Consider the following 24,037-nt stretch of genomic DNA (forward strand, 5'->3'; position numbering starts at 1 on the left):
GGCTGCACTTTCCGTCATGGCACCGGCGCGCTGACGCGGTGCATGACGGCGTCAGCGGAGTCGGCGGGTTTCTGGGTTCCGAAGATCTCGACGGCCATGGAGACCATGACCATCGAGTAGATGAGGTGCAACAGGTTCAGCACATCGTCGGGCAGGTCGTCGAGCGGGAACTTGTCGCAGTAGTCGATCGCCTCCTCGAAGCGCGGTGTGAACGCCTCGTAGAACTGCCGGATCTCGGCCATGGAGGTGTTCATCCGGGTGTCCCAGCGTTCGGCTTCTGTTGCCAGGCACCACTTCTGGGCAAACGGCTCGAATTCGGCGAACGCACTGGGGAGTCGGGGTTCGGTCATGGTCACACCCCCACCGGTTTACGCTCGGACTTGTACTCCTCGACCCAGTCGACGGCGACCTTGTGCAGGTGGCGCACCAGGATCTCCTGGTCGCTGAGCGGGAACTCGTCGACGATCGGCTCGTTCACGCCGTATTCCAGCGCCGCCTGCGTGCCGCCCAGCATCCCGGCATCCTGCAGGGCGAATTCCTTGAGCACCACTGCGGCAACTTCGTGTTCGACGCGCTCGCGCACGGTGCGGGCCGGGTGAAAAGCGGTGTACGCCTCGAACTTATGGGTGTTGTGCGAGGTCGGCCAGTACCGGTACAGCAGGTACCAGCCGTGGTAGATCAGGATCTCCAGGTTCGGGAAGATCTGGAAGTTCGTGATACCCCACGGCTCGATGCCGCCGGGGTTCAACCCGGCCGAGAAGTGCGTCTCCGGTGTGTGCCACGGCCCCACCAGGCCGCTGCGGGTGGCCCGTTCGACGGGATACATGTACTCCGGGTCCAGCAGCCATCGACGCGTGCCCGCGGTGGACACCAGCCGATGCGGCCCGTCGATCTGGAAATGACCGCACTCGAACGTCGCATTCGGTTGCCGCACAGCCGAAGGCACCTGCTGGGAGTGCAGCGAGGGTACGTGGTAGTACTCCTGGAAGGCATCGGCGAAGATCTTCCAGTTGCTGTTGTTGTGCGCCTCGAACTCGTAGCGCTCGGTCATCAACTCGAAGGGATAGTCGTCGAGCGCGGTGATCATCGGACCGAGGAACTCGCGCAGGTTCCACCGGGGCTCCGGATCGAAGTTGATGAAGATGAAGCCGTTCCACACGTCACAGTGCACCGGGCGCAGCCCGCGTTGCGAGGCCTCCAGGTCGAAGAACTCACCCTCCTGCTGAACGAAGGTGAGCGCGCCGGTGAGGTCGTAGCGCCAGCCGTGATACTTGCAGGTGAACTGCCGGCAGGTGCCCTTGACCTCTTCGTTGGGATAGTCGTTCCACACCAGCTTGTTTCCCCGGTGCCGGCAGACGTTGTAGAAGGCGCGGATCTTCTCGTCGCGGCCCTTGACGACGATCACCGAGACCTTGGCCGCCTCGATCTCCTTGGTGAAGTAGCTGCCGACCCGCGGCACCTCCTCGACGCGCCCGATGTTGAGCCAGGCCCGCTTGAACACGGCCGCACGTTCGAGTTCGTAGAACTCCGGTGAGGTCGAGTCCCGAAACGAGATCGGCCCGGTACCCAGCTCCGGGTAGTGCTCCGTCCAGCTGCCCTCCGCGGGCTTAGGCCACTTACCCATGCGAACCTCCCTGTGTCATTTGGAACCTCATCACATCACCGACCCGCCGTTGACTCCGAGAGTCTGGCCGGTGATGAAGCCGGCCTGGTCAGAACAGAGAAAACCCACCGCGGCGGCGATGTCGTCACCGGTGCCCAGGTGGCCCAGCGGGATGCTGGCGGCCATCTGGTCGTTGGACGGCAGATGCCCCGCGGCCTGCGACTGATGCTGCATCGGTGTCTCGATGCCCGACGGCGGAATGTTGTTCACCGTGATACCGGCCGGACCGTACTCGCGGGCAAGCGATTTGGTCAGCGACAGCAACGCGCCTTTGGAGGCGGCGTAGTGCGCCATTCCCGGTGACCCGCGTTGCGCGCTGGACGACGAGATCATCACGATGCGGCCCCAGCCGGCGTCGAGCATGTCGGGAACCGCGACCTGACAGCAGTGGAAGGTGCCGGTGAGGTTCACGTCGATCAGCCGCTGCCAGGCGTGCGGGGTGATCTCGGTGAACCGCGCGAAGTCCACGGCGCCCGCGCTGGTGACCAAGATGTGCACCGGCCCCAACTCGGCGCGCACCTTGTCGAACGCCGCCTCGACGGCCGCGCGGTCGCTGACGTCGACCGCGTGCGCGTGGGCGGTAGCACCGGTGGCGCGCAGGTCCTCGGCGACCCGTTGGGCCGCCTCACCGTTGAGGTCGAACACCGCGACCTTGTGACCACGTCTGGTGAGCTCATGACAGGTCGCTTCGCCCATTCCGGAAGCGCCTCCGGTAACCACCGCCACGCGGCTCATCGAATTCGCTCCATCGCAGGACCTTTCACCTCTACTCGTAGACCACGTGAACGGTTGGGCTGGTGGGCAGCGACTGGCAGGTCAGTACCCACCCCTCGGCCACCTCGTCGTCGTCGAGCGCGTCGTTGTTGAGCATCCTGGCACTTCCGCAGACGATGCGGGCCATACATGTTCCGCACGAACCGGTTTCGCACGACGACGGCGCACGCAGTCCGGCCATGCGCGCGGTCTGCAGCAGCGTGTTGCCTCTCCGGTAGTCCGCCGTGGTGGTCTTGCGATCCAGTTCGATGACGATCTTCTCGGTGACCTCGGCCGAAGCCGCGACCGCGTCACCGGGCACTGGCTCGACGTGAAACCGCTCGAGGTGCAGGCGGTTGCGTGGTACGCCGGATGTCAGCAGGGTCTGTTCGGCGGTGTCCATGAAGGGTCCAGGACCGCAGATGTAGTAGTCGGCATCAGCGCTCGCGTCGAGGAACGACCCGACTGCGGCGCGGCTGACGACGCCTGATTCGTCGTCGAAATGGTGTGTCACGGTGAGCCGCTCGGGATTGGCCGCGGCCAGCGTGGATAGCTTGGCAGCGAAGATCACCGATTCGCGGCTGCGGTTGGCGTAGAACAAGCGCATCCGGCGCGTCGAGTTCGCCAGCGCGCTGCCGATCAGCGAGAAGATGGGCGTGATGCCGCTACCGCCGGCGAAAGCCACGAGATCACGCTCGCCCTCGCCGAGGACGAAACGCCCTTCCGGCGGTGCGACGGAGATCTCGTCACCCGCTGCGGCGGCGTCGTTCAACCAGTTCGAGACCAGACCGCCGGGATCACGTTTGACGGTGATCTGCAGTTCGTCGCCGCAGTTCGGGAACGACGACATCGAGTAGCACCGCTGGTGGCGGTCGCCGCCGACGTCGACCTGAAGCGTCACGTATTGGCCGGCCCGGTAACGAAAGCTCTGTGCACGGCCGGCGGGCACGTCGAGGACCAGCGACACGGCATCGCAGGTTTCCCGCACCACCCGCTTGATGCGCAGCGGCGCAAACTCCTCGGTCATCGCCGCTCACAGTATCAAGTACTTGTGATTGATCTCAAGGGCCAGTTCGTGCGGTCACGCGGGTTCGTATCGCAGCATCGTGACGTCGTACTCGGGATAGTCGAAGAACACCGGCCGCACCCGCATCCCCACCTCGAGGTCGGACGGGTCGACGTTGACCAACTCGGTGGAGAACCGCGGACCCTCGTCCCATTCGACGATGGCCAGCAACTGCGGCACCGCGTCGGCGAAGTGCGGCCCGACGGGGCGGCGCGCCACGGTGTAGGAGTACAAAGTGCCCATACCGGAGATCTCGCGCCATTCGAGGTCGTCGGCGAGCGTGCGCGGGGCGCGGACCCGCGGATAGAACACGTAGGCGTCCGAGGATGGCGAGTATTGGATCACGATGCGGTGCTCGCGCAGCGCATCCCAGAACGGCGCGGTGGTGGGCGTCTTGACCGGCATCGGACGCTCAAAGGTCGTCATCGTCAATCTCCTTCGAGGACCAGGGCGGTCTGTTCGGACAGGATCCCTCCGTTGCCGGAGACGAACGCGCGGTGGCAGTCGCGCACCTGGGCGGCGTCGGCGCGGCCCATGATCTGTCGGGCGGCGTCGCAGACGTGGTGCATGCCGCCGGCGAGTCCGGCCTGACCGAACCCGAGCTGGCCGCCCGCGGTGTTGAGCGGAAAGTCGCCGCGAAAAGTCAGGTCGTGGTCGGCGACGAACTTCATCCCCGCGCCCTTCTCGCAGAACCCGGCGTCCTCCAGGCTCAGCAGCACCGTGATCGTGTAGCAGTCATAGATCGACACCATGTCCATGTCGGCGCGTCCGAGTTCGGTCATCGCGAACGCGGTGTCGGCGGCCTCGGCGATCGGGGTGTGCAGCAGGTCGGCCGCGTAGGTCGGGGTCTTGAACGGCACGTGTTCGCCAAAACCCTTGACCCACACCGGACGGTGGCGGGTGCGCCTGGCGATGTCGGCGTTCGCCAGCACAACTGCGGCCCCGCCCACGCACGGCATCACGATCTCGAGCATGCGCAGCGGGTCGGCGATCACCGGGCTGGCGAGCACGTCGTCGACGGTGAGTGGCTTGTCCTTCCAGATGGCGCCCTCGGTGTGGTTGGCGTTGACCCGTTGGTCGACGACGATCTTGGCCATCGCCCGTTCGTCGTAGCCGTACACCGCGCCGTAGCGGGTGGCGACCTGACCGTACGGCCCGTTCTGGCCGAGGTTGCCGTAGGGGATCTCGAATTCCGCCTGCGGTGAGCCGTACTGGTAGCTCGACGAGCCGAAAAACACCGCGTCGACGAGCGGTTTGGGCTTCTTCTCCGACATCGGCGTGATGTAGCGCGCCGGCAACGCGCACAGCACCACATCACACAATCCCAGTTCGATCGCCGCCGCCGCGCGCCACACCATTGCCGCGGCGCTGGCACCGCCGAGGTCGACGAGCTCAGCGAAGTTGGCTCTCACGCCGAGGTATTCGGCGATGGTGGATGGTACGAAGATCTCGGATTCGCCGAGATGCGACGTGACGATCCCGTTGACGAGTTCACCCCGAAGCCCGGCATCGGCGAGCGCATCCGCCGAAAGCTCGGCCCACTGCTCGAGCGTGAACGGTGCGGGTGAGGCCTTGTTCATCCGCTCCGGTGGCAGTTCGACGTACCCGACGATGGCGGCTTCGCCCCGTAATCCCATGGTGGTCCTTCGCTGTGGTGACGGCTACTTGCGTGGTAAGCCGAGGATCATCTGCGCGACGATGTTGAGCTGGATCTCCTTGGTCCCGCCGCCGATCAGTTCGGCGGGCACCCTTAGATACGGTTGCGCGACAGGTGGATCGGATTCGGCGACCATAGCCAGCCGTCCGGTCGATCCGAGCGTGGTGGCGAACGTGCGGCGCAACAGTTCGTTCATCGCGATCTTGGCCACGCTGGAGGCGGCGCCGGTGGTCTGGCCGTCGAGCAGCCGGATGGTCTCGCGAACGCCCAGCGCCTTGATCGCGTGCGTGTAGGCGTCGAGCTCACCGAGTTCGCGCACCAGGTCGTCGCGCGTCTGCTGCTGCGACTTCGCGAGCCGGCGCAGCGCGGCCGCCCTGTCGAACTGCACGTATCCGCTGATCGCCGAACGCTCTTCGGCCATCGTCGCGATGGCCAGCCCCCATCCACCGGTGGGCTCACCGAGGAGCACCTCGTCGGGTACGAACACGTCGGTCAGAAAGACCTCGTTGAACTCCGTCTCGCCGCTGGCCTGTCGAATCGGCTGCACCTCGATACCCGCCGACCGCATATCGACGATGAAGTAGCCGAGCCCGCGGTGCTTGCGGACATCCGGGTCGGTGCGGGCGAGCAGCGCCCCGTAGTCGGCGCGATGCGCCGACGACGTCCAGATCTTGTGCCCGGTGATCTGCCAGCCGCCGTCGACCTTGGTGGCGCGCGTGCTCAGCGCGGCCAGATCTGAGCCAGCGCCCGGCTCGCTGAACAACTGACACCACGCGAGTTCGCCCCGCAAGGTCGGCGGGATCAGTCGGTGCTGCAATTCCGTCGAGCCGGCGCGGATCATCGACGGCAGGATCCATTCGGCGATCCCCAGCGACGGCCGCACCAAACCCGGGCGCCTGGCGAACTCCTCGTCGATGATGAGCTGCTGCAGCGGTGTGGCGTCGATGCCCCACGGCCGGGGCCACTGCGGTGCGATGAGCCCCGCCTCGGCGATGAGCGTGCGCTGCGCTCCGGTGGCGAAATGCTCGTAGTCGCCCTGCTTTCCGGGTCCGTCGTTGCGCTCGGCGGCGGCCGCGTCCAGCGTCTCGGCCACCCGTGCCCGAAAATCTTCTTCGGCGTCGCCGAGGTTTACCGCGAAGTCGCGTTCGGTATGTACGGTCGTCTCGCCCAGTCGCCGGGCCCAACTGCTTCTGGTGCCGATCGAACCGGCCAGGCTAGTGGCCCGTCGCCAGTGCACGTGCAGATCGTGTTCCCAGGTGAAGCCGATGGCCCCGAACATCGTCAGCGTGTCGAGCACCAGGCCCGGGCACGGCAGCACCGCCATGAGGGCCGCGCCGGCCGCCGCCATCCGAAGTTGTTCGAGGGGTTCGTCCACGGCCCGCACGGCGTCCCACGCCGCCGCGCTGGCCAGCTCGCTGTTGACCAGCAACATCGCGGCATTGTGTTGCAGCGCTTGGAATGTGCCGATGAGCGTGCCGAACTGTTCGCGGGTGCGCAGATGTTCGGTCGCCGCGTCGACACACCACTGTGCGATCCCGGCGGCCGCACACGCCGCGAGTGCGACCGCGACGTATTCCGCGCGGTCGGCGTTGATGCCGTCGAGCGTCGCGGAGCCGGCGACCGGATAGTCGTCGAGCCGCAGGACCCCGATGTCGGTGAGCAGGTCGGTGCCGGCGACGGGTTGGGTGCTGGCCGATGCCTGCGCGGTGTCAACGGCTACCCACAGGGTCTCGCCGTCGTCGGTGCCGGCCCCGACCAGAGCGACACCGGCAGAACATATTCCGGCCGCCACCTCCGAGGCACCGCTGACCAGCCAGCCGTCGTCGCCGGTGCGGGCGTTGAAGTTTGCGTGCTGCGGCAGGATCAGTGCGGCCGGGGTTCCCCCGGCCAGCTGGGTGAGCAAGGTCTGCGCCGACGATGACGGGCGGGCGAGCAGTGCGACCGCGCCGGCCGTGACCGTCGGCACCAGCGGACCGGCCAGGCCCGCCTTGCCGGCGGCGTCGAGTACGCAGCCGGCGTCGAGCAGTTCACCGCCCTGGCCGCCGAAGCGCTCAGGTAGATGTACGGCGTGGAAACCGTTGGCGGTCAGATCGTCCCACCATGCGGGGCGCTCGCCGTTGGCCAGCGCGTCGAACGCCTCCCGGGTCGATGCCATCGGGGCGCGCCGCGCGGCGAACCGGCCGACCGAGTCGGCGAGTTCGCGCTGCTCCGGTGTGAGTGCCAGGCTCACAGCGCCTGCTCGCTGTTGGGGTAACTCATCGCCGCCATGGCCTTGATCGATACGCGTCGTCGTCGGAACCCAAGAGCCCGCTTGCGCCGATGACAAGCTTTTTCGTCACTGATGGGCCTCGGATCCCTCTCATCTTTACGAGACGAACCGTCTCGTCTTGCAAAGGCTAGTAGTTGCTGTCACCATCTGTAAAGGCCGTCAGATGCGGAGTCGTTCAGTGGTCACCAAAGCGCGCGCCCCACGCCGCCGCAGCGAGAGATCTCGGGTGGCGATCGTCACCGCGACAAAGGAACTGCTGCTCGAGCGGGGATTCGACGGGCTCAGCATCGAGGCCGTGGCCGCGCGTGCCGGGGTCGGTAAGCAGACCATCTACCGGTGGTGGCCGAGCAGGCCCGCGCTCGTCGCCGACGTGCTGCTCGAAGACGCCGACAAGATCTTGCGCGCCGTCGAGCACACCGGGGATCTGACCGCCGATCTCAGCCGGTGGGCAGTCAAACTGGCGGCCACGCTCACCACCGCCCGAGGGCACGCGATGCTGCGCATCCTCACCGTCGCCGGCCTCGAACACGAGGACTCCCAAGCCCGCATGTATGCCGGCTTCAGTGTGCCGTTGCACGACAGCGTCAAGAACCGGTTGCGCGCCGCCGGACTGGACGACGCGGCGGCGCAGGCCGCCGCGGACGCGATCGTCGGCGGGATCGTCTACGCCATCCTCAGCGAGGGCCGGTCCTTCCGCCGCAGCCGCGCAGAGACGATCACCCGCACAGTCCTCGACGGGGTGGTGTCTTGAGCGGTGGTTAGTCGCCGATGTGGTCGTCGAAAAGCGTGTGGCCCGTGCCCTTTTCCACCACACGTGCCAGCAGATCACGCAGGGTGCGCTGTTCTTCGGAGGTCAGCACACCGAAGACGTCCTCGTGGGCGGCGATCGCGTCGCTGACCACCGCGGCGGCCACCTTTCGACCCTCAGGGGTCAGGTAGGCCTTCAGGATCCGCGCGTGTTGGGGGTCTGGTTTGCGCTCGACCAGACCACGCTGCTCGAGCGCCTTCATCGCGAGCTGCACTCCCTGCGGGGTGATCAGCAGGCGACGCGCAAGCTCGGCGCCCGAAAGGCCCGGCTCGTTGGTGAGCTGACGCAGCACACCGATCTGTGCGGTGCTGACGCCGTGCTGGCTCACCGCGTCGTTGACCGCCGTCAGCGAGAAGTACCAGGCCTGCTTGAGGTGCCACAGGATGTTGTCGGCCAGTTCCATGCCGAGATCCTCTGCCACGACCTAGCTCCCATCGTGCTTGTAGATGCGGCCGTCCTTCATGACAAACCGCACGTCGAGCGTAGTCGTGATGTCGCGCGATGGGTCGGCGGGCACGGCGATGACGTCGGCGCGGTATCCGGGTGCGAGCCGGCCCAATTCGTCGTCGGCCTCGATCAGCTCTGCGCTCGTGATGGTCGCCGCCCGCAGCGCTTCCATCGGCGACATCCCCCGAGACACCAGCGCACACAACTCTTTGGCGTTCTGGCCGTGCGGTATCGCCGGTGCGTCGGTGCCGCACGCGATGCGAACTCCGGCGGCGATCGCCTTCGGCAACATCGACTGCGCGCGCGGAAACACCTCTTCGGCCTTCTTGCGCAGCTCGGGTGCGATCCGGTCGACGGCCATCGCTTCGGTCAGGTACGTCGTCGACACCAGGAAGGTGCCGTGGTCGACCATCATCTGGATCGTCTCGTCGGAGGCCAGGAAACCGTGTTCAATGCAGTCGATACCGGCGCGGATGCATGCCCGAATCGCGCTGTCGCCCACCGCATGTGCGGCCACCCGCACGCCGGCGCGGTGGGCCTCGTCGGCGATCGCGGCGAACTCGTCGTCGGAATACTGCTGGGCGCCGGGTGCGGTGCTGTGCGACATCACGCCGCCGGATGCCGACACCTTGATCAGCTTGGCGCCGTGGCGGATCTGGTAGCGCACACAGGCGCGCACGTCGTCGACCCCGTTCGCGATGCCCTCGGCCACCGACAGCGGCATGATGCCGGGGGCCAGCCGCTGAAAGACCGTGGGATCGAGGTGTCCGCCGTACGGGGTCACCGCATGCCCGGCCGGATATATCCGCGGACCCACGTGCCAGCCCTGGTCGATGGCGCGCTGCAGTGCCACGTCGAGCAGATAGCCACCGGTCTTGACCATCAGGCCCAGGTTGCGCACCGTGGTGAAGCCCGCTTCTAGCGTGGTGCGGGCGTTGACCGCAGCACGCAGTGTCCGATACACCGGATCGTCCTGCACCCCGTGCATCGGGCTGGGCAGACCCTCCGGCCCGCCGGGGCCCCCGATGAGCAGGTTGAGTTCCATGTCCATCAGCCCCGGCAGCAGGGTGACGTCGCCGAGATCGATGTCTTGTGCCGGATCCTTGGGCTCCTCAACGGGATTGACCGCTGAGATCCGGTCGCCCTTTACCACCAACACCGCCGGTGAGCGCACCTGACCGGTCTCGACGTCGGCCCAGCGCTGCGCCCGTAGAACGGTGACGGGGTCGGTCACGGCACGGGTTCGATTACGCAGTCAAGCGTCGAGGCACCCGAATCGGGCACCCGCGGCTGCTTCCAGCACTCCACCGGGAAGGACACCATGATCATCGAGTACAGCAGGCGCATCAGGTTGAGAACATCCTCGGGCATGTCGTCGAGGGTGAACTTATCGCAGTAGGTGAGCGCCTCCTCGGCGCGGGCAGTGATCGCATCGTAGAACGCCTGCATGTCGGTCATCGAACTGGCCAGCCGCTTGGCGTAGCGCTCCGGCTCGGTCGCCAAGCACCAGTCCGAAAACGGTTCCAGATCGGCGAATTCCGGTGGCAGCTTTGCGGTCATCGGACTACACCCCCGCCGTCTCGCGTTGGTACTGCTCGACCCAGGCGGCGGTCTCCTTGTGCAGGTGTCGGATGAGCACCTCCTGATCGCACAGCAGGAAGTCGTCGAGCACGCGCGACTCGATCATCGACTGAGTGGCTTCCAACGTGTTGGCGTCCTGCAGGCCGTACTCCTTGAACGACACCGCGGCCAGTTCCTGCGCGACGCGTTCACGCGGAGTGCGCGCCTCGGGGAAGTACAGGTTGCCTTCGAAGATGTGGGTGTTGTACGACGTCGGCCAGTAGTGGTAGGTCAGGTACCAGCCCTGGCCCCAGAACAGCATCGTGAAATTCGGGAACAGCTGGAACGAGTCCAGGCCCCACGGATCACATTTCGCCGGGTTCAGGCCCGCTGGCATCTCACCGAGATCCTGTTTGTCCCATGGCCCGAACAGCCCGCTCTGGCAGATGTCCTCGATCGGTTTGCGCATCTCCTCGGACATCTCCCAGGCCCGCACACCAGAGGTGCTGACCAGTCGGTGCGGACCTTCGATGCGGTAGTGCGGTGCCTCGAAACCGGCTTCGGCCGCGGCCTTGGAGTACGCGGTGGGCGACTGGTTCGCGTGCAGTACCGGTGCGTGGTAGAACTCCTGGAACGCATCCATGTAGAGCTTCCAGTTCGCTCCGATCTCCGAGCGATAGGTGAACCTCGTGGTCAACTTGTCGAACGGATAGCCCTCGAGATCGAGGATCATCGGGCCGAGAAACTCACGCAGCGACTGTTCGGGTTGCTTGGCGAAGTTGACGAAGATGAAGCCTTCCCACACGTCGCAGTGCACGCCGACCAGACCGTAGCGGCTCTTGTCGAGGTCGAAGAACTCGCCTTCCTGCTGCACGAACGTCAGGTTGCCGTCGAGGTCGTAGCGCCACGCGTGGTACTTGCAGGTGAACTGCCTGCAGACGCCGCTGGTTTCTTCGAGCGGCATGTCGTTCCACACCAGCTTGTTGCCGCGGTGACGACAGATGTTGTGATACGCCTTGACCTCACCAGAGGTGGTTCGCACCAAGATGATCGACGTGTTGGCGACCTTGATTTCCTTGGTGAAGTAGCTGCCCTTGCGCGGAAGTTGTTCGACGCGGCCGACATTGAGCCAGGCCCGCTTGAAGATCGCCTGGCGCTCGGCCTCGTAGAACTCGGGGCTGATCGAGTCGTCGTAGGACACCGGTTCGGTACCCAACTCCGGATAGTGCTCGGTCCAGCTGCCTTCGGGAGGTTTGGGGAATCGGGCCATTGGCTTCTCCTGTCCACGCGACGATGCCGACGGTATCTGCTCCCCACCGCAATCGCAAGTAGTTGATACAGCGGCGGCAGCGACGGCAGCTTCACCGAAATCGACACCAGGGTTGTGATTCGGCGATATCACAGCCCTCGTGCAGAAATCGGCGGGCGAAGGCAGGGTTCAAGGCAGCTTGATCGCCGAGACGTACATATCGACGATCGGCCGGTAGAGGTCGACGTCGTCGAGTTCGCTGCCGAGCACGATGGCGTCACTGGTGGCGATCAGCACTCGAGCCAGCGTCATCGGCGAAATCAGCACCGTCCCCCCGAGCCTGTCGACACCGTCGACGATGAACTTCGCCAACTTCTCGACCACCTCCGAGCGTTTGGCAGCCACGCGGTCCCGCGCCTCGGGGTTGCGCAAAAGATAGAGCGTGAACTCGTGACCGAGTGCGGCGTGCTCGGCGCCGCGGTCGCGACTGAGCTGACGCCACCGGGTGGCGATGTCGTCGCGCTCGCGCGCACCCACCTGCTCGGCCGCCGACATCACCTCGGCGAAGTTTTCGAAGTAGCGCCGCCAGTACCGGTCGCTGACGGCCAGGAAGAGCTCCTCTTTGGTGGCGAAGTGCTTGTAGATGGCGCCTTTGGTGTAGCCCGCCGCAAACGCAATGTCGTCCAGAGTCGCTGCGGTGAACCCCTTTTCGCCGAACACATTCTCCGCGGCGTCCAACAACAGCGAACGCGTGTGCTCGAGTCGCCGCTCCCGCGTCCACCGCTCGACCATGACGAGAGTCTGCCACATAGTTTCTGAGAAACCATTGAGTTCTCCAGATACTCATCGGTATATTCACTCGAGTCGCGCTGCCGAGGCGCGCCGAGGAGGCGTCGTGAGCGAACTGTCAGACAAGAAGTCCCCCGCCACCGAGTCACTGAGCATCGTCGGTCGACTCGAGGAGCCGGCGGCGCGGCCCTCCAAGCGTGTCAAGATCTGGGCCACGCTCGGCGGACTGATCCTCGTCTTCCAGATCTACGTGTGGATCCGCTGGATCACCGGCCCCTACTTCACGCCTGTCGATCCCGGTCCGACAGACCCGCCGACCTTCATGAAGGTCGCCCTGATGATGTGGCAGATCGGTTCGCCGGTGCTCTTCCCGGTCGCGATCTGGTGGTTCATCATCCGGCCGTGGCGGCGCGAACGCCGCATCACCCTCGACGGCATGATCATGGTGTCCACCGGGCTGTTCTTCTTCCAGGACCCGCTGCTCAACTACATCAACACCTGGTGCACCTACAACGCCTGGGCCTTCAACATGGGCTCGTGGGCGCCGCACGTCCCGGGCTGGCTGTCGCCCGAACGGCCCGGCGCGCAAGTCGCGGAACCGTTGGGCATCAACGTCTCCGGCTACGCTTTCGGTGTCCTGCTGTGCACGATCTTCGGCTGCTGGGTCATGCGCAAGGCCCAGCAACGCTGGCCGAACATCGGCACCAGGGGACTGATCGCCGTCGCGGCCGTGTTCGGCTTCGTCTTCGACTTCGTGATGGAAGGCCTGGTGTTGATGCCACTGGGCATGTACACCTTCCCGGGCGCCATCCAGTCGCTGTCCATCAACGCGGGCACTTACTACCAGTGGCCGATCTACGAGGGATTCATGTGGGGCGGTGTGCAGGCCGCGCTGTGCTGCCTGCGCTTCTTCACCGACGACCGCGGTCGCACGGTCGTCGAACGCGGATTGGACAACGTCCGTGGCGGTTTCGCCACCCAACAATTGGTTCGCTTCCTGGCGATCTTCGCCGCGATCAGCGCATCGTTCTTCGTCTTCTACATCATTCCGGCGCAGTTCATGGCGACCCATGCCGACCCGTGGCCCGAAGACGTGCAGAAGCGCTCGTACTTCACCTCGGGCCTGTGCGGCGACGGCACCGACCGGCCGTGCCCCGACCCCAACCTGCCCTTCCCCACCAGGCACTCCGGCTACATCAACACCGACGGCGAGTTCGTGCTGCCAGAAGGTGTGGAGATGCCGGCGGTCGTGCCGCACGAACGGAGCGAATGACGTGTCGGCCAACAACCAATCCGCGACGGTCGAAAGCCGCCCGGCAGCACCGTTTTACCGTCCGGTCGGCGACGAGGCCGAGGTTTTCCGCGCCGCCGCCCGGCGCGGGCTGCCGGTGCTGCTGAAAGGCCCGACCGGCTGCGGTAAGACCCGGTTCGTCGAGGCGATGGCCCACGAACTCGGCCGCGATCTCATCACGGTCGCGGGCCACGAAGACATGACGTCGGCAGATTTGGTGGGCCGCTTTCTGCTCAAGGGCGGCGAAACGGTATGGGTGGACGGTCCGCTGACCCGGGCGGTGCGCACCGGCGCCATCTGCTATCTGGACGAGATCGTCGAGGCGCGTCAAGACACCACCGTGGTCATCCATCCGCTGGCCGACCACCGCCGCGAGCTCCCGGTCGACCGGCTCGGCACGACGTTGTTGGCCGAACCCGGGTTTCAACTCGTGATCTCCTACAACCCCGGCTACCAGAGCGTGTTGAAGAACATCAAAGAGTCGACGCGACAGCGGTTCATCGCCATCGAACTCGACTTCCCGCCACCGGAAGTGGAAACCGAGATCGTTGCGCACGAAGCCGGTATCGACTCAGACACCGCACGGGTCCTGGTGTCGGTCGGTAACGCGATCCGCAACATCGATGGCTCACCGCTGGGCGAAGTATCGTCGACGCGCATGCTGATCCTCACCGGCGAGCTCGTCGCCGAAGGGCTCAGCCTGCGCCGGGCCGTCCAGGCGGCCATCGTCGAGGCGCTCTCCGACGACCGCGATCTCATCCGCGCGCTCGGCGAGCTCGTCGACGCCGTGCTACCGCGGACGTGACTGCTTCCGATCGGGGGTCATATCCCGTCGCTTCGCTCGCCCCGACAGGGCCCGAATGCTTTCGGTTTCTCGCCGCGTTCGCCTCCAGTCGATTACTCGACCTCGCGGAGGCGCCGGCCGGTCAGCCCGCATACACCGACGGGCAGACCATCTTCGTCTCGGCGGGTCGCTCCCCCGCCGAGCAACGCCGCGAAGTGGTGTTACAGGCCGCGCTGCTGGGCGCGGGCAGCCTCGACGCGAACCTGGTCAAGCCGTTACGGGGGCGGCCCTCACTTGCGCGTCGGTACCTAGCGATCGAAGGGCGCCGGGCACTCGCCGAGCTGGCGTGTCGTCTGCCCCTTGCCGCCACCTTCGATATCGACGGGTCCTCCAGCACGACGTCAGCCGCCGAGTCACTCGAAATGGCGAGGGGCCGAGCCAGAGTTGGCAGTCCACCGGAGTGGTTCGGTGTCATCAAACCCGCCCGGTTATCCAAACCTTCTGCGCGCCCCGGTGAGCCGGGCACCGACGATGACCTGCGCTTGAAGATCGACTCGATCAAAGCTGCCCAACCCGAAGACGACGCTGACGAGGACGACGACGAGCAGGGCGAGGAAAGCAAGATCCTCAAGCTCTTCGACAACCCGTTGTTCAACTCCGAAGCGGTCGGTGAGTTCCTGCGCAAACTGCTCGGCAGCGCGCGGTCCTCCTCCAGCAGTTCCGGCGGCGGCAAGGTACCCGTCGGCTCGGTCCGGCAGGCGCGCGCAGCGAGCCAGCAAGCCCGGCCGCTGCCCCGCCGGATCCATTTCACCGACGACGGCAATCCGGGTGCGGCCGTCGGCGTCGGCGGGGCACTGCACCCCGAGTGGGACGTCTACAAGAACCGCTACCGACCCGAATGGTGCCGCGTCATCGAGTATCCGCTGACGACGCGCGCCGACGTGTCCGGTGCCGGCGTCGCGCACGACGACGTGCTCCGTCGTCGGCTGTCCCGCATCGGTCTCGGAACAAAAGTGTTGCGGCGCCGCGCAGACGGCGATGAACTCGACATCGAGGCGCTCGTCGATCTGTCCATCGATCTGCGGTGCGGCTATTCACCGCCCGAACACGTCTACGTCGAACGCCGCAAGGTGGCCCGCAACCTCGGGGTGCTGATCCTCGTTGACGCGTCGGGATCGGCCACCGACGCCGATCCGCAGGGTCTCGCCGTCCACGACCACCAGCGGCGTGCCGCAGCCACCCTGGCCGCCACGCTCGAAGACCTCGGCGACCGCGTCGCGGTGTACGGCTTCCGATCCGAGGGCCGCCACGCCGTGCATCTGCCCGCCATCAAGACCTTCGATCAGCGTTTCAACGCGCTCAGCCGCGCCCGACTGAACCAACTGCAACCATCGAACTACACCCGCCTCGGTGCGGCGATACGGGGCGCGGGCGAAATACTCAAAGCCGAGTCGGGCACCCCGAACCGGCTGCTGCTCGTCCTGTCTGACGGATACCCTTACGATCCGGGTTACGAGGGCCGCTACGCCGAAGCCGACGCACACAAGTCGCTCGAAGAGCTGCGCTTGGATGGTGTTGCGTGTCTGTGTCTTTCGCTCAGCACCACCACCGGCGCAGAGGCGCTTGAAAGAGTCTTCGGCTCCGCAAGCCACGCTCGCGCCGCCCGGCTGAACGATCTGAGCCCACAGATGGACGACCTGTTCCTGTCGGCGCTGCGCGAACTCGCCGCTCCACGGCCCGCGCAGCGGAGCACCCACGTGGGCACCGGACTTGAACTGCGCACCGGCAACGTATCAAGTAGTTAACATTTGAGCCGCGGTGCGCTATGACTAAGGGATGCTCTCCGGCGAGAAGATCCTCATCACCGGCGCGACAGGGAAGATCGCCTTCCCCATCGCGCGGGCACTCGCCCACTACAACCAGGTGTTTGGAGCGGCACGGTTGCGCGATCCGGCTGACCGCAGCCGATTAGTCGACGCAGGCGTCACGCCGGTTGCGCTGGATATGAGCACCGGTGACTTCTCCTCGCTGCCCGAAGATTTGACCTACGTATTCCACGCTGCCGTCGACGACGGCACCGGCGATTGGGCCACCTGCCTCGCCACCAACGCACAGCACACCGGTGACCTGTTGTATCGGTGCCGGGAGGCAAAGGGTTTCGTGTACTGCTCGACGGGGTCGATCTACGGCTATCAGGGCCGGCGTCCCTTGACCGAGTCGGATCCGCCGGGTGTACCGTCGCGCTCCACCTACAGCTTCTCCAAGGTCGCCGCCGAAGCCGTGTGCACCTGGATCGCCACACAGCACCGGATCCCGCTGACGATCATCCGCATCTGTTCGACTTACGGACCCGAAGGCGGTGCGCCTGCGGACCGCCTCGAGACCATACTGGCGGGCAAGCCAATTCGGCTCCACCCCGACCAACCCAACAACTACAACCCGATCTACGAGGACGACTACGTCGCGCTCGGCATCAGGGCCATGGAAGTCGCGGACACGCCGCCGGTGGTGGTGAACTGGGCCGGCAGCGAGACGGTCAGCGCCGAGGAATACTGCACCTACATGGGCACACTCGTCGGCGTCGAGCCGGCCTTCACCTACAGCCCCGAGGCCCACACACCGCTGTGGCCCGACGTCACCCGCATGCACGAAATACTCGGGCCAACGAAGGTTCCGTGGCGCGACGGGTTTCGCCGGATGATTGTCGCTCGGCATCCCGAAATCAGGTTGACCCCAGCAGATTCGGAAGAACGCTTGTGAAACCATTGCCCGGTATTCCGTCAGACCAAGTCGACGGTGTGCTCACCACCGGACGCGGTGACGTCACCACCTTGTTCGTCTCGAAGGCGAGGCGCCATCCCGACGGGGCAGACGCTGAGTACCTGCGCTGGCACACGTTGGACCACCGGCCCGAACAGCACCGCCTGTCGGCGGTGCGCGCGTCGCTGCGACTGGTGTCGACACCGGCCTGCCGCGCCGCCCGCGCTTGCACCCACGAACGGTTCGACGCCATCGACCACGTGATGACCTACTTCTTCACCGACCGGGCCGGGCTGAAGGGGTTCAACGAACTGTCCACAGCGCTGGGTGACGCCGATCGCAAGCTGCCGTTGTTACCGCCGGTACAGCGCGGCGTCTACACCGTGTGCGCCAAAGTGGCTGCGCCGCGCGTCAAAGTCGGCGCCGACGTGCTGCCGTGGTGGCCGGTCCGCGGAGTCTATGTGGTGGTCGAAACGAACGCATCGGCAACGGCCGGATTGGTCGACGTGCACGGTGTGGCCGGTGTCTGGTCAGCGGCCTCGCATTCGGTCAGCACGGATTTAGCCAACGCTCGTGCAGGCCAGACGATTTCGTATTGCTTTCTTGACGAGGATCCGGTACGCGTCGCTGAACGGATGCGTCCGGCGCTGGAGCAACGCTGGCGCGACGGGGATATCGAACCGCTGTTGGCGGCACCGTTTTACCCGGTCGTGCCGTACGAATGGGACCGCTATCTGCCGTAGGGAGTGGACATGAGAATCGGCTTGATGATCGGCTCGGACAAGGAGAGGTCCCGCGCCGACCGGTTGAGCGGCCTGCTCGATGACGGAAAGACCGCGGAGAGCGACGGTTTCGCGTCGTTCTGGATCCCGCAGGTGCCCGGCTACCTCGACGCGCTGACGGCCGTCGCGCTTCTCGGCACAGCCACCGAACGGATCGAGATCGGCACCGCTGTGGTGCCCATCCAGACCCGCCACCCGCTCATCATGGCGCAGCAGGCACTGACCACCCAGATGGCGTGCGCGGGACGCTTCACGCTCGGTATCGGCCCGTCACATCACTGGATCATCACCGACCAACTCGGGCTCGGCTACGAGCGGCCGGCGGGGCTGGTGCGCGACTACCTCGACGTGTTGCAGGCGGCCTTCGCCGGACCCGGCGAGGTCGTCGTGACCAACGACAGTTTCCAGGTCAAAAGTCCCCTCGACGTCACCGACGCGTTCGCGGTCCCGCTGCTGGTGGCCGCGCTCGGCCCGGCGATGCTGCGCACCGCAGGAGAGCGCACCGGCGGGACGATCCTGTGGATGGCCGACGAACGGGCCATCGGTGACTACGTCGTCCCGCGCATCACCGAGGCGGCAGCGGCCGCCGGGCGCAGCGGAGTTCGCGTCGTCGCCGGCGTACCCGTCGCGCTGTGCCCCGAGCGAGATGTCGACGAGGCCCGGGCCCACGCCAGCGAGGTACTCGGCCATGCCGACTTCTCCCCCAACTATGTCCGGCTGCTCGAGCACGGCGACGCCGACGACGTCGGGGACACCATGGCGGCCGGCGACGAAGCCACGGTCCTGGCGCGGCTACGCCGCTACCGCGATGCGGGGGTCACCGACCTGGCCGCCAGGGTGGTGCCGCTCGGCGAGACCGCCCCGCAACGCCAGGCATCCCGTCGCCGCACCCAGGAATTCGTCGCGTCGCTGGCCGCGGAGTTCGCCTAAGTCCCCAGCGATAGTTAGACAGACGTCAACTACTTGCAACGCCGAAACCAGCGGCTACACTGCCGCTGTGCCGAAAACTGCGCCCCCTACCGATGCTGACGGTAGTCAACGTCGGGCGTCGTTTCAGCGCGCCCGGTCCCACGAGACCAAGCGAGCGCTGGTGCAGGCCGCGATGGCGCTGTGGCGCACCAACGGTTATGCGAAGACCACGGTGGCCGACATCTGTCGAGCCGCCGGCGTGTCCAGGGCGCTGTTCTACTTCTACTTCCCGGCCAAGGAGGACATCCTCTTCGAGGTCGGCCTGCTGTCCACCCGGGCCGCGCAGCAGACCGTGCGGTCGCTGCTGCGCACCGACTACGACGTCGAGTCGGTGATCGGTGAGGCGCTGCGCAGCCTGGAACGCTCGATGGCGCGCAACCCGCGCGAGTTGATCGTCGAAACGATCCTGGAGGGCTACCGCCAACAACACCGCATCCTGACCGGGCAGCGCACAGACGACAGCGACGCCGACATGTTCGGCGAGTTGTTCACCAAGGCACAACAAGACGGAAAGATCGCCGCGGGCATCGACGTCGCCCACCTGTCACACCTCGCCAGAATGCATGTCAGCGAAGGGGTTCGGCACTGGGCCGGAGGCACTTTCGGTGACGCGTCGTTCGCCGACATCGTCACCAGCGATATCGCCGCGCTGGTCACGGGGTTCAACACCACAGCCAACCGATGACGAAAGTCGTTCACCGGAAATCGAAGGGAGACCGCCATGGCATGGGATTTCGAGACCGATCCCGAATACCAGAAGGTGCTGGATTGGGCGGATGAGTTCGTCCGCGAGGAGGTCGAGCCGCTGGACCTGGTCTTTCCCGATCAGCAGTACATGCCGTTGGATGCCAACCGGCGCAAGGTGATCGAGCCGCTCAAGGACGAGGTGCGCCGACGCGGGCTGTGGGCCACCCACCTCGGCGGTGAACTCGGCGGACAGGGTTACGGGCAGCTCAAGCTCGCGCTGTTGAACGAGATTCTCGGTCGTTCACAGTGGGCGCCGATTATCTTCGGCTGTCAGGCACCCGACACCGGCAATGCCGAGATCCTCGCGCACTACGGCACAGAGGCGCAGAAACAGCGCTACCTGCGTCCGCTGCTCGACGGCGAACTGTTCTCCTGCTATTCGATGACCGAACCGCACGCCGGCGCAGATCCGACCCTGTTCAAGACCAGTGCCGTACGAGACGGTGACGACTGGGTCATCAACGGTCAGAAGTTCTTCTCCTCCAACGCCAAGACCGCGTCGTTCCTGATCGTCATGGTGGTGACGAACCCCGACGTCAGCGCCTACCAGGGCATGTCGATGTTCCTCGTGCCGACCGACACCCCCGGCGTCAACATCGTCCGTAACGTCGGTCTCTACGGCGAACCCGAGGGCGAGGGGTCCCACGCGCTCATCCACTACGACAACGTGCGGGTGCCCGCCGATGCGCTGCTCGGCGGCGAGGGCCAGGCCTTCGTCATTGCGCAGACGCGGTTGGGCGGTGGCCGTATCCACCACGCGATGCGGACCATCGGGCTGGCCCGTAAGGCGCTCGACATGATGTGTGAGCGCGCGCTGAGCCGTGAGACCCAGGGCAGCCGCCTTTCGGACAAGCAGTTCGTGCAGGGCTATATCGCCGACTCCTACGCCCAGCTGCTGCAGTTCCGGCTGATGGTCCTCTACACCGCGTGGGAGATCGACAAGTACAACGACTACAAGAAGGTTCGCAAGGACATCGCCGCGGTCAAGGTCGTGATGCCTTCGGTACTGCATGACATCGCCTGGCGGGCAATGCAAGTGCACGGTGCGCTCGGCGTCACCAACGAGATGCCGTTCATGGGCATGGTCACCGGCGCCGCCGTCATGGGGCTGGCCGACGGACCCACCGAGGTGCACAAGGCCACCGTGGCCAAGCAGGTACTGCGTGACTATCAGCCCACCGATGACATGTGGCCGTCGGAGTGGACGCCGCGCAAGCGCGAAGCCGCACGGGCGAAGTACGCCAGATACCTGGAGGCCACCATAGAGAATGAGGTGGGTAACCTGTGAGCGATATTGACATTGCGCGGCTTGCGGATTGGCTGGATGGCGCGGCACTGCCCGGCAAGGGTGAACCGCTGCAGACCCGCCTGCTCTCCGGCGGCACCCAGAACGTGATCTACGAGATTCGCCGCGGCGACGAACGCTGCGTGCTTCGCATGCCCCCGCCTAGCGCTCCGCCGGACCGCGACAAGGGCATCCTGCGCGAGTGGCGGATCATCGAGGCGCTCGACGGCACGGAGGTGCCGCACACCAAGGCGGTCGGGGTGTGCACCGACGCCGCGGTGTTGGGCCGGCCGTTCTACTTGATGGGCTACGTCGACGGCTGGTCTCCGATGGAGTTGGCCGACCGGCGCTGGCCGGAGCCGTTCGACAGCGACCCGCAGGCGCGCGCTGGTCTGGCCTATCAGCTCGCCGAAGGTATCGCGCTGCTGTCCAAGGTCGACTGGAAGGCCAAGGGGTTGACCGACCTGGGGCGTCCGGACGGCTTTCACGAACGCCAAGTCGACCGGTGGACAGCCTTTTTCGAGCGGATCAAGGGCCGGGAGATCGACGGGATCGAGGTCGCTACCGAATGGCTGCGCAGGCATCGGCCGCTGGATTACGTGCCGGGTCTGATGCACGGCGATTACCAGTTCGCCAACGTGATGTACCGCCACGGCGCACCTGCGCAACTGGCCGCGATTGTGGACTGGGAGATGGGCACCGTCGGTGATCCGAAACTGGATCTGGCGTGGATGGTGCAGAGCTGGCCGGAGAACACCGACGCGCCGTCAACTTCCGAGATGAGCTACGTCGACATGCGCCACATGCCTTCTCGTACAGAGGTTGTCGAGCACTACGCGAAGCTCTCCGGTCGCCAGGTCGACGACCTCGACTACTACCTGGTGCTGGCGAAATGGAAGCTGGCCATCGTGTTGGAGCAGGGTTTCCAGCGTGCCGGCGACGACGAGAAGCTGCTTGCCTACGGGCCGATCATCATTGAATTGATGCGCTCGGCGGCCGATCTCGCCGAATCCACCGATTACCGGTGATGCGGGCCGCCGTCTGCCCCGGCTATGGGGCACCTGAAGTCGTCCGCATCGAAGAGCGGCCGACACCTTCGGTGGATCCCGGCCAGGTCAAGGTCCGCGTCACCGCCGCGGCGGTCAACTACCCCGATGTGCTGTTGATCGCCAACGAATATCAGATCAGCGTGCCCCCGCCGTTCGTCCCCGGCAGCGAGTTCGCCGGCGTCGTCGTCGACACCGGCGCAGACGGTGTCCGCGTCGGCGACAGGGTCACCGGCACAGGCATGTACGGTGCGTTCGCCGAAGAGGTCGTCGTGCCCGCCACCAACGTGTCCCCTACCCCCGATGGCATCGATGACCGCACCGCAGCCGCATTCGGGGTGGCGTACCGCACCGCGTACCACACGTTGCGGTCAATGGCGCGGGTGCAGTCGGGCGACAACGTCGTCGTCCTCGGCGCAGGCGGCGGCGTCGGGCTGGCCGCGGTACAACTCGGTGTGCTTCTCGGCGCCTCGGTCACCGCGGTGGCCTCCTCAGACGAGAAGCTCGCAGCAGCCCGCGCTTACGGCGCAACCAATGTCGTCAACCACCGCGCAGCGGGGCTTCGCGATGCGTTGCGCAGCGGCGTGCCCGACGGAGCACACGCCGTCGTGGACCCGGTCGGCGGTGCGCTCGCCGAACCGGCCCTGCGGTCGCTGCGCCGCGGCGGCCGGTTCGTCACCGTCGGGTACGCCTCGGGCGTCATCCCGCGGATCCCGCTGAACCTGGTGTTGGTCAAGGGCGTACACGTGCTCGGGTTTCACTTCCAAGACGTGCCTGCCGACGAATTCGACCGAAACGAAACCGAACTGCGCGAGCATCTGCTCAGCGGACGCGTCCGCCCCCACATCGGCGCCGTCTACCCGTTGGCGCAAACCGTGCAGGCGTTGCGCCATGTCGCCGACGGCCGCGCCATCGGCAAGGTGCTCATCGATTTCAGGTAGGCCCCACCATCCGCAGAGCAGAGAAATAGCGTCAGCTGGCTGGGATCAGGTCCGCCGCAACGGAGGCCATCATCCCGCTGCGAAAGATCTCGGTATGGCCGACGGCGGCGCCCGCCTCGTCGGCCGCCGACAGCGCCTTGGCCTTGAAAGCCCTTGCCGCCGCGCTCAACCGGTGCTGCACAGAGTCGACGCTACTGTCGAGTTCGGCGGGCAGGCGCTCGCCCCACACGGTCACTTCGGTAGCGCTCTGGTCGAGCGCGTTACGGACATGGGCCAGCACCCGCGGGTCACGGTCGAAGAGATCTGCTGCGACGGCGACGGTCTGCGGATGGGGCCGGTCTTCCCAAGCATTGAGCACCGATTCCAGATCGAGTGTCTCGGCGCCGAGAATCTCGAGCGGTCGGACGTCGCCGGGCTTGGCGATCAGGACAGTGACATCCCAACCGGCCATCACCCGGTCATAGACCCAGCCTCCGGCGAACTTCACCGCGTCGAGCACCGTCGGGGCGACGACGTCGAGCCGGTACCTCATTTCGTGCCCCTGGGTGCGAGATCGCGGGCCAACGACTCCGCGTACTCCTTGAATACCTCGCTCAGCGGTATTGACCGATCGAGCAGCCATGAGATCTCCATTCCGTTGATGAAGGCGAGAATTTCCACGGCCTTGTTGGCCGCTTCGAAGTCTGTGCGGTAGATCCCGTCGCGCTGACCGCGCGTGATGATCTCGGTGATGATGGCGATCGCGTCGTGGTAGCGCTTGTGCAAACGGTCGTGCAGCGGCGCATCGGGAGCGATGTTCTCCACCAGCAGCACCGTGAAGGTGCCGATGAGTTCGGGGGCCCGCTCGAACCGCTCCGGCACGCGGCTGAGTTCGCTGACGAGGTCGCCCGAGCGGTAGTCGGCGTGGATGGCGTCGTCGGCGTCACGCGCGTCGAGCACGGCGTTGAGCAGCTGCTCCTTGGACTCGAAGTGGTGCAGTAGGCCGGCCGGCGTGACGCCCGCCTCCTTGGCGATCTGCGCCAGCGAGGTGTTGCGCCAGCCGTTGCGCGCCAGCAGCCGCTCGGCCACGGAAAGGATCCGGTGCCGACGGTCCTCACCCTTGGCGAGCAGCGTCTCGTACGGCCTCGAGCCTGACTCCGGTGTCACGCAAACCCTTCGGTCAACCAACCTA

At 65.9% G+C, this 24,037-nt stretch carries 25 protein-coding genes; 11 read left to right on the top strand and 14 right to left on the bottom strand.

The genetic code is table 11. The annotated features are described in order from the left end of the window. Positions 1–14: 14 nt before the first annotated feature. From ABQE44_RS20080 to ABQE44_RS20110, 7 genes are read right to left on the bottom strand one after another with little or no spacing between them, the layout of a single operon-like run. Entirely contained in the window at positions 15–350 is a 336-nt protein-coding gene (locus ABQE44_RS20080; RefSeq protein WP_448395350.1) for a hypothetical protein, read from the bottom strand. Positions 351–352: 2 nt separating this feature from the next. Beyond that, positions 353–1,624: an aromatic ring-hydroxylating oxygenase subunit alpha gene (locus tag ABQE44_RS20085; RefSeq protein WP_448395351.1), complete on the bottom strand. Its 1,272-nt coding sequence runs from the start codon at positions 1,622–1,624 to the stop codon at positions 353–355. A 30-nt stretch (positions 1,625–1,654) separates the two neighbouring features. Next, positions 1,655–2,398 carry an SDR family NAD(P)-dependent oxidoreductase gene (locus ABQE44_RS20090; RefSeq protein WP_448395352.1) on the bottom strand — a complete coding sequence of 248 codons (744 nt, stop codon included), beginning with the start codon at positions 2,396–2,398 and terminating at the stop codon, positions 1,655–1,657. A gap of 31 nt (positions 2,399–2,429) precedes the next feature. Further along, the gene (locus tag ABQE44_RS20095) at positions 2,430–3,443 is read right to left on the bottom strand and encodes a 2Fe-2S iron-sulfur cluster-binding protein (RefSeq protein WP_448395353.1); all 1,014 of its coding nucleotides are present in this window, start codon (positions 3,441–3,443) and stop codon (positions 2,430–2,432) included. 54 nt (positions 3,444–3,497) lie between these two features. Continuing rightward, entirely contained in the window at positions 3,498–3,908 is a 411-nt protein-coding gene (locus ABQE44_RS20100; protein WP_448395354.1) for a Zn-ribbon domain-containing OB-fold protein, read from the bottom strand. Positions 3,909–3,910: 2 nt separating this feature from the next. After that, entirely contained in the window at positions 3,911–5,119 is a 1,209-nt protein-coding gene (locus ABQE44_RS20105) for a thiolase family protein (RefSeq protein WP_448431506.1), read from the bottom strand. 24 nt (positions 5,120–5,143) lie between these two features. Further along, a complete protein-coding gene (locus ABQE44_RS20110) occupies positions 5,144–7,369 on the bottom strand; it encodes an acyl-CoA dehydrogenase family protein (protein ID WP_448431508.1) in 2,226 nt (741 codons plus the stop codon). Positions 7,370–7,571: 202 nt separating this feature from the next. Between ABQE44_RS20110 and ABQE44_RS20115 the strand changes: the two genes are divergently transcribed. Further along, positions 7,572–8,159 carry a TetR/AcrR family transcriptional regulator gene (locus tag ABQE44_RS20115; RefSeq protein ID WP_448431510.1) on the top strand — a complete coding sequence of 196 codons (588 nt, stop codon included), beginning with the start codon at positions 7,572–7,574 and terminating at the stop codon, positions 8,157–8,159. A 7-nt stretch (positions 8,160–8,166) separates the two neighbouring features. Here ABQE44_RS20115 and ABQE44_RS20120 read toward each other — a convergent pair whose 3' ends face one another. From ABQE44_RS20120 to ABQE44_RS20140, 5 genes are all read right to left on the bottom strand, one after another. Beyond that, on the bottom strand, positions 8,167–8,619 hold the full coding sequence (locus ABQE44_RS20120; protein ID WP_448395384.1) for a MarR family winged helix-turn-helix transcriptional regulator: 453 nt from the start codon (positions 8,617–8,619) through the stop codon (positions 8,167–8,169). 21 nt (positions 8,620–8,640) lie between these two features. Further along, positions 8,641–9,897, bottom strand: coding sequence for a metal-dependent hydrolase family protein (locus ABQE44_RS20125; protein WP_448431512.1), 1,257 nt, complete (start codon positions 9,895–9,897; stop codon positions 8,641–8,643). Further along, complete coding sequence (locus tag ABQE44_RS20130; RefSeq protein WP_448409088.1) at positions 9,894–10,223, bottom strand: hypothetical protein; 330 nt, start codon at positions 10,221–10,223, stop codon at positions 9,894–9,896. Before ABQE44_RS20130 ends, ABQE44_RS20125 begins: the two co-directional genes overlap by 4 nt. A gap of 4 nt (positions 10,224–10,227) precedes the next feature. Further along, a complete protein-coding gene (locus tag ABQE44_RS20135) occupies positions 10,228–11,493 on the bottom strand; it encodes an aromatic ring-hydroxylating oxygenase subunit alpha (RefSeq protein ID WP_448431514.1) in 1,266 nt (421 codons plus the stop codon). A 168-nt stretch (positions 11,494–11,661) separates the two neighbouring features. After that, positions 11,662–12,264, bottom strand: a complete 603-nt coding sequence (locus ABQE44_RS20140; RefSeq protein ID WP_448431516.1) for a TetR/AcrR family transcriptional regulator — start codon at positions 12,262–12,264, stop codon at positions 11,662–11,664. Positions 12,265–12,367: 103 nt separating this feature from the next. Between ABQE44_RS20140 and ABQE44_RS20145 the strand changes: the two genes are divergently transcribed. The 10 genes from ABQE44_RS20145 to ABQE44_RS20190 all read left to right on the top strand — a co-directional run bounded on the left by ABQE44_RS20145 (position 12,368) and on the right by ABQE44_RS20190 (position 22,866). Further along, positions 12,368–13,534: a spirocyclase AveC family protein gene (locus ABQE44_RS20145; protein ID WP_448431518.1), complete on the top strand. Its 1,167-nt coding sequence runs from the start codon at positions 12,368–12,370 to the stop codon at positions 13,532–13,534. 1 nt (position 13,535) lies between these two features. Further along, a complete protein-coding gene (locus tag ABQE44_RS20150; protein ID WP_448431520.1) occupies positions 13,536–14,357 on the top strand; it encodes a CbbQ/NirQ/NorQ/GpvN family protein in 822 nt (273 codons plus the stop codon). Beyond that, positions 14,354–16,141 carry a nitric oxide reductase activation protein NorD gene (locus tag ABQE44_RS20155; protein WP_448431522.1) on the top strand — a complete coding sequence of 596 codons (1,788 nt, stop codon included), beginning with the start codon at positions 14,354–14,356 and terminating at the stop codon, positions 16,139–16,141. The genes ABQE44_RS20150 and ABQE44_RS20155 overlap by 4 nt, the downstream gene beginning before the upstream one ends. 31 nt (positions 16,142–16,172) lie before the next feature. Beyond that, positions 16,173–17,096, top strand: a complete 924-nt coding sequence (locus tag ABQE44_RS20160) for an NAD-dependent epimerase/dehydratase family protein (protein ID WP_448431524.1) — start codon at positions 16,173–16,175, stop codon at positions 17,094–17,096. Then, complete coding sequence (locus ABQE44_RS20165) at positions 17,093–17,839, top strand: hypothetical protein (protein WP_448431526.1); 747 nt, start codon at positions 17,093–17,095, stop codon at positions 17,837–17,839. Before ABQE44_RS20160 ends, ABQE44_RS20165 begins: the two co-directional genes overlap by 4 nt. Positions 17,840–17,848: 9 nt before the next feature. Continuing rightward, positions 17,849–18,808, top strand: a complete 960-nt coding sequence (locus tag ABQE44_RS20170; RefSeq protein ID WP_448431528.1) for a TIGR03564 family F420-dependent LLM class oxidoreductase — start codon at positions 17,849–17,851, stop codon at positions 18,806–18,808. 67 nt (positions 18,809–18,875) lie between these two features. Next, positions 18,876–19,532, top strand: coding sequence for a TetR/AcrR family transcriptional regulator (locus ABQE44_RS20175; RefSeq protein ID WP_448431530.1), 657 nt, complete (start codon positions 18,876–18,878; stop codon positions 19,530–19,532). Positions 19,533–19,568: 36 nt separating this feature from the next. Beyond that, positions 19,569–20,882, top strand: coding sequence for an acyl-CoA dehydrogenase family protein (locus ABQE44_RS20180; protein ID WP_448431532.1), 1,314 nt, complete (start codon positions 19,569–19,571; stop codon positions 20,880–20,882). Next, a complete protein-coding gene (locus ABQE44_RS20185; RefSeq protein ID WP_448431534.1) occupies positions 20,879–21,907 on the top strand; it encodes a phosphotransferase family protein in 1,029 nt (342 codons plus the stop codon). The genes ABQE44_RS20180 and ABQE44_RS20185 overlap by 4 nt, the downstream gene beginning before the upstream one ends. Further along, positions 21,907–22,866 (top strand): NADPH:quinone oxidoreductase family protein, encoded by a 960-nt coding sequence (locus ABQE44_RS20190; RefSeq protein WP_448431632.1) that lies wholly within the window; start codon positions 21,907–21,909, stop codon positions 22,864–22,866. Before ABQE44_RS20185 ends, ABQE44_RS20190 begins: the two co-directional genes overlap by 1 nt. Before the next feature lie 31 nt (positions 22,867–22,897). Here ABQE44_RS20190 and ABQE44_RS20195 read toward each other — a convergent pair whose 3' ends face one another. Beyond that, positions 22,898–23,398, bottom strand: a complete 501-nt coding sequence (locus tag ABQE44_RS20195; protein WP_448431536.1) for a hypothetical protein — start codon at positions 23,396–23,398, stop codon at positions 22,898–22,900. After that, on the bottom strand, positions 23,395–24,012 hold the full coding sequence (locus tag ABQE44_RS20200; protein WP_448431538.1) for a TetR/AcrR family transcriptional regulator: 618 nt from the start codon (positions 24,010–24,012) through the stop codon (positions 23,395–23,397). Before ABQE44_RS20200 ends, ABQE44_RS20195 begins: the two co-directional genes overlap by 4 nt. Positions 24,013–24,037 lie beyond the last annotated feature (25 nt).

It is taken from the genome of Mycolicibacterium sp. XJ2546 (genome assembly GCF_053483195.1).